We start from the raw sequence: 6,038 nt of genomic DNA, 5'->3' as shown, positions 1-6,038 counted from the left end.
ATTTCCCCTTGTCCTCCTTGTCCCAATACGGTTCAGTTAAGGCTAAAAACTAAAACTAGCGTAGGTTGGGTTGAGGAACTAAACCCAACATTATCAAGGCTTTGTTGGGTTTCGCTTGCACTCAACCCAACCTACATTTCTTCTTAACTGAACCGTATTTCTCCTTGTCCTCCTTGTCCTCCTGTCCTCCTTGTCTCCCTTATCCTCTTTGTCTTCCTTCCCTTGTCCCCGTTCCCCGGTCCCTTCCAACTAACTATTCAGAACTTTCTGTAAAGTCAATAATAATTCCTTGACTGTGTAAGGTTTTGCCAGAAAACCACCAATATTACTAGTAGATGCTTCTGCTAATTTACTGCTAGAGGCTAGTCCACTTGTGGCGACAATTTTGACTGCGGGATTGATTTTTTGTAAAGTCCGAATAGCTGTGATTCCATCTAGAGACGGTAGCATGATATCCATGAGGACAGCACTAATTTTGTTACGATTCTGGGCATATAGTGCGATCGCTTCGATACCATCACTAGCAACAAGAGTTTTATAGTTATGAATTTCTAGTGATGCTCTAGTAATTTCCTGAATAGCAGGTTCATCATCTACTATCAAAATCAGTTCTCCTTTACCTGCTAGCGGTTCTAACTGTGGTGTTGACTCTATTTCTACTCCCTGGACTGCTGGCAAGTAAACTTTAAATTGAGTACCAAGCCCGATTTCACTATGGACATTGACAAAACCACCGTGGCTTTTGACAATACCAATTACTGTGGAAAGTCCTAAACCTGTGCCTTTACCTAATTCTTTGGTAGTGAAAAATGGTTCAAAAATTCTCTCGATAATTTCTCTGGGAATACCCACACCAGTGTCTGCCACAGTAATAATCGTGTAGGGGCCAACTTTGGCTTCCAAGTTCATGCGAGCATAGTTTTCATCAATAAATAAATTTTCTGCCGAAATAGTCAAACTCCCACCATCTAGCATGGCATCACGGGCGTTGACACAAAGATTCATCAGCACTTGATGCAGTTGTGTACTATCTCCATAAACTGTCCACAAATCTGATGCTACATCCATACACACTTCAATTGATTTGGGAAAAGTTTGTTTGACAATCTTGACAACTTCGCGGATTAAGTGCTTGACTTGCAGAGTCATGCGCTTGCCTTCCACACCCCGTGCAAAAGACAAAACTTGCTTGACTAATTCCGCACCACGTCTAGCACTATCTTCGAGTATTTCTAGCAAGTGTTGATGTTCAGAATAAATATCGGGGAATTTCAACGGCAAGAGTTGAGAGACAGCCAGAATCGGTGTGAGAATATTATTGAGGTCGTGGGCAATACCACTGGCTAAAGTACCGATACTTTCTAGACGTTGGGCGCGAAATAATTGGGTTTCTAGCTGTTTTTTATCAGTAATATCGGTATCAACAGTGAGAATAGATTTTGGTGTTCCGTCTTCTTGACAAACTACACTCCAACGACTAGAAACTAAAACTTTATTACCACTTTTGGTAATTCTAGTTAACTCCCCTTGCCATTTACCTTGTTTAATAACTGCCAAAAGTGCTGTTTCTAATACTTCTGGGGGTTCATCGTCGTATAAAAGTTCTATAACTGTTTTCCCGTAAGCTTCATGGGCTAGCCAGCCGTAGAGATTTTCCGCGCCTTTGTTCCAGAAAATAACGCGATTATCTAAATCTCGTACAAAAATTGCATCTGTAGTTACATCTAACAATGCAGCTTGTTCACGGATTTTTTCTTCAGCAAGTTTGCGATCGCTAATATCAATACTTGCACAAGTTACCCCCACTACTTCTTGTGCTTCATTTCGCAACGGTTCTATTGTCAAATCAAAATATCTGATTCCTTGAGCAGTATTTATTGATACTTCTTTTCTAATTCCTATTCCTGTTGACAATACACGTTGTTTAATATCAAAAAGTCGCTGACCATCTGCAACAGCAATTAAATCTAAATCTTGTTTACCTAAAATTTCTTCATTAATAAAACCTGGGGAAGCATTGTAAACCCAGGTATAACGTAATTCTTTATCTTGGTTAAAAACAACAATCGGAGAATTTTTGAGCGCGACTCGAAATCTTTCCTCGCTTTGGCGCAATGCTTCTTCAATTCTTTGTCTCTCAATAGCATAGCGCATACAGCGCACCAACAAATCACCGCTCACCTGTCCCTTGACTAAATAATCCTGCGCTCCCTGCTGCATAGCCCGCAGAGCCAAATTTTCATCATCCAAACCAGTCAGCACAATGATCGGAATCGCTGGTGCTTGATGATGTAAAGTGATAAAAGTTTCTAAACCTTGACTATCTGGCAAAGAAAGGTCTAGTAAAATGACATCAAAATTTTCTTGATTGAGCAACTTCAGCGTTTGGTCTAATCGCTCAACAGGTGTTAATTGAAACTGTGCAGTCGTGACATCCCACAAAAATTCTTGCAACAAACGAACATCACCAGGATTGTCTTCTACCAACAAAATTTTGATCATTTGTCAATGGTCATTTGTTATTTGTCATTGGTCATTAGTCATTGGTCATTAGTCATTAGTGATTGTCCTCATCTCCCTTGTCCCCAATCCCCAATCCCCAATCCCCGTTGTCCGATTCCGTTATTCCGACGGAAGCTTGACAATGGTAAACCAGAAATTTTCAATAGATTGTACAATTTTGACAAATTGATCGAAGTCAACGGGCTTGGTAATGTAGCAGTTGGCGGATAGATTATATACCTTCAGAACATCTTCTTCTGCTTGAGAAGTTGTCAGTACTACTACTGGAATTCGCTTGAGTTTTTCATCAGCTTTGATTTCTGCTAGTACTTCTCTACCATCTTTTTTTGGTAAATTTAAATCCAGTAAAACAATATCTGGATGGGGAACTTGAGTATATTTACCTTCTCGACGTAGAAAGGCGATCGCTTCTACACCATCTTCAACTACATTTAAGTTAACAGAGATTTTGCTGTCCTCTAAGGCAATTTTGGTCAACTCTACATCACCGGGATTGTCTTCTATTAACAAAATCTCAATAGGCATAACATCTATTACAGTATTCACGATGCCCTACCTATCCTATCTGGAATGGTGAAGTAAAAGGTGGTTCCTTGACCAAGTTTTGACTCAAGCCAGATTTGTCCACCGTGACGTTCGACAATTTTTTTACAAATTGCCAAACCAATACCAGTACCAGGATACTTGTCGCGAGTGTGTAAACGCTGAAAAATGATGAAAATGCGATCGCCATACTGAGGTTCTATCCCAATTCCATTATCGCGCACCCAGAAGAGCCATTCGTTTTCTGTAGGAGACAAGGGAGAGTAGGGAGAGTGGGGAGACAAGGGAGACAAGGGAGACAAGGGAGACAAGGGGGAAAAATTACTTACTTGTCCTCCATGTCCTCCCACTCCCCCGTCTCTGTCTCTCTTCGCTACGCCAATATGAATTTGCGGGGGTTGTTCGCTACGAAATTTAATGGCATTACTAATTAAATTCTGGAATACTTGTACTAGTTGGGTAGCGTCGGCGATGAGTTGGGGTAGAGGTTCATCGTAGGTGATGACTGCGTGAGTTTCAGTAATTGCGACTTTTAAATTAGCGATCGCCTGTTGTAAAGCACTATGACAATCAACTACTCCAAATGGCTGTCCACGGGTACTTACACGGGAAAAGCTCAACAAATCATTGATCAAGATTTGCATCCGTTTCGCACCATCTACGGCGTAGGAAATAAATTCATCGGCTTTGGTGTCAAGTTTACTTTTATACTTCCTTTCTAGTAATTGTAAGTAACTTGTTACCATTCGTAATGGTTCTTGCAAGTCATGGGAAGCAACATAAGCAAATTGCTCTAATTCAGCGTTGGAACGAGCTAATTCTTCACGTTGGTGTATTTCTTTTTCCAATAATTGCGCTTTGGCTAAAGCAATACCAATCTGATTTGCTAGTTGCTGTAAGAACTCAATTTCCCAATTATTCCATTTTCTCGGACGGATACATTGTTGAGCAATTAGTAAACCCCAAAGTGTATCTCTGACAATAATTGGTACAAGCATGTGAGCTTTAACATCAATATTTTCGAGAAATTCTCGATGACAAGGATGGACGCTTTCAGATTGAACATCACAGATAATATTAATTCTGCCTTGGCGATAAGCTTCGTAATAATTTTCCTGAAAACACCTCTCAAACAACTTTTGCCCTAAAATTGAGCTACAACTAGTAATGGCTGCTTCTTGCACCACTGTTCCAGAACCATCATTCCACAGTCGAAAAATAATCACTCGATCCGCGTGCAAAAGTTTTTGGATTTCTGTAACCGTGGTTCGCAGAATTTCTTCTGTTTGTAAATGTTGGCGAATTTTCAGAGCAATTTCAGCTAAGAGTTGCGATCGCTGATTTTGCTGTTTTAATTCTTCTTCTGTGCGCTTGCGTTCCGAGATATCACTCAATACTCCTACCATCCGCAGCGCTCTACCATCGTCATCTCGAATAACTTTACCTCTGATCAAAAACCAGTTGTATCTACCATCCACTCGACGCAATCGCACCTCCATTTGATAAGGCTGATTGAGTTCGAGATGTTGGTAGAGTAACTCAGCAAATTGTTCTCGATCATCGGGATATACTAATTGATAAAGAGATTCATAAAAGTGTTTTTTGTCTGTGTGTGCTACACCCAATAACTCATAAAATCGCTTTGACCAAAAGCATGTATTCTTAACAATATCCCAATCCCAAATAGCATCATTTGTCGCATCAATTACCAACTGTAATCTTTCTTCACTTTGGCGTAAGGCTTCTTCTGCTTGCTTGCGTTCGGTAATATCCAAAGTCACACCAATCATCCGCATTGGTGTACCATCAGTTTCATGAATGCCACGACCCCGCGATAACATCCAATGGACGCTACGATCTGGCCAAATAGTCCGGTACTCTGCTTCATAATCAATTTGCTGTTCTAGAGCTTGCTTCACAGACTCGCGTACATAATCGCGATCTTCTGGGTGGATGCAATCTAACAGCATTGTGTAGGAAAAATCTGTTTTGGGGAGTATACCAAAGTTGGCTTTACACTGATTAGATGTAAACAGTTCCCCAGTTTTTAAATCCACCTGCCAAGAACCAAGCTTACCAGCTTGTAATGCTAGTTTTAGGCGTTGTTCATTTTCTCGTAGTGCTGCTTCTACACGTTGACAATCTTGTAATGGTGTGCTTATTAATTGTCTTTGCAGTAGTAGCATCACTTGTTGAGCTAACTTTTGCAAAGCTGTTATTTGTTGAGAATTAAGTTGTCGGGGTTGACGATCCATGACGCACAGGGTGGCGATCGCATATCCTTCCGGTGTCAGTAGTGGTACGCCAGCATAAAATCTTACATAGTACGGGTCTGCTGCAATGGGATTTTCTGCCCATACTTGATCTGTGAAGCAATCAGGAACAATCAAAATATCTTTTTGCTGAATGCAAACAGGACACATCCCGACATCCTGCGGTAGTTCAGTGACATCCCAACCAACTTTTGCTTGTATCCATTGTCGATTTTCGTCGATAAAATTGATGCAAGCGATCGGTGTACTACAGATAAGGGCTGCTAACTCAACAAGATTATCAAAAGCTGCTTCGGTTACACTATCGAGTATTTGGTAGTGGCGAAGGGCTGCTAATCTTGCTTTTTCCTGATTATTTGGTAGAGCTTTCATGAATATGGGTGAAGCAATTAATCTTCCAGCTTCAAAATCGTAAAACCTAAAATAAGTAAATATTTTGACTACTTAATATTTGCAAATAAAATATACTATAAAATTTATTATTTTTTAAGTTAATGAATCATTTCTGTAATATTGAATTTTCGCAGGAGTTTTTTAAGATTTTTGTTAAAAAGCTCAATATAAACCACGTCTACTTTGAGAACTGTAGTTTTGTAGGTTGGGTGTAGCGACAGCGAAACCCAACATTATAGTCTGGTTAATGTTGGGTTACACTCCGTTCCACCCAACCTACATAATGTCCTTTTTGAAAAACTCCTC

Annotated in this window: 3 protein-coding genes; all 3 read right to left on the bottom strand. The window is 40.2% G+C overall.

Annotated features, from left to right (window positions below; all coding sequences use genetic code 11):
• Window positions 1–249: 249 nt before the first annotated feature.
• Window positions 250–2,502, bottom strand: coding sequence for a response regulator (locus ACE1AT_RS22185; protein WP_374872261.1), 2,253 nt, complete (start codon window positions 2,500–2,502; stop codon window positions 250–252).
• 120 nt (window positions 2,503–2,622) lie between these two features.
• Complete coding sequence (locus tag ACE1AT_RS22180; RefSeq protein ID WP_374872263.1) at window positions 2,623–3,048, bottom strand: response regulator; 426 nt, start codon at window positions 3,046–3,048, stop codon at window positions 2,623–2,625.
• A gap of 17 nt (window positions 3,049–3,065) precedes the next feature.
• Window positions 3,066–5,711: a PAS domain-containing protein gene (locus tag ACE1AT_RS22175; protein ID WP_374872259.1), complete on the bottom strand. Its 2,646-nt coding sequence runs from the start codon at window positions 5,709–5,711 to the stop codon at window positions 3,066–3,068.
• Window positions 5,712–6,038: the final 327 nt, after the last annotated feature.

Origin of the sequence: Pelatocladus sp. BLCC-F211 (genome assembly GCF_041928655.1) — a bacterium.
Taxonomy (GTDB): domain Bacteria; phylum Cyanobacteriota; class Cyanobacteriia; order Cyanobacteriales; family Nostocaceae; genus Pelatocladus.
Note: the sequence above shows the minus strand (reverse complement) of the source record. Positions and strands in the feature narration are given on the sequence as shown.

Coding starts and splice junctions, on each gene's coding strand:
- ACE1AT_RS22180 (WP_374872263.1), bottom strand. CDS start 3,048: ATGCCTATTGAGATTTTGTTAATAGAAGACAATCCCGGTGATGTAGAG.
- ACE1AT_RS22185 (WP_374872261.1), bottom strand. CDS start 2,502: ATGATCAAAATTTTGTTGGTAGAAGACAATCCTGGTGATGTTCGTTTG.
- ACE1AT_RS22175 (WP_374872259.1), bottom strand. CDS start 5,711: ATGAAAGCTCTACCAAATAATCAGGAAAAAGCAAGATTAGCAGCCCTT.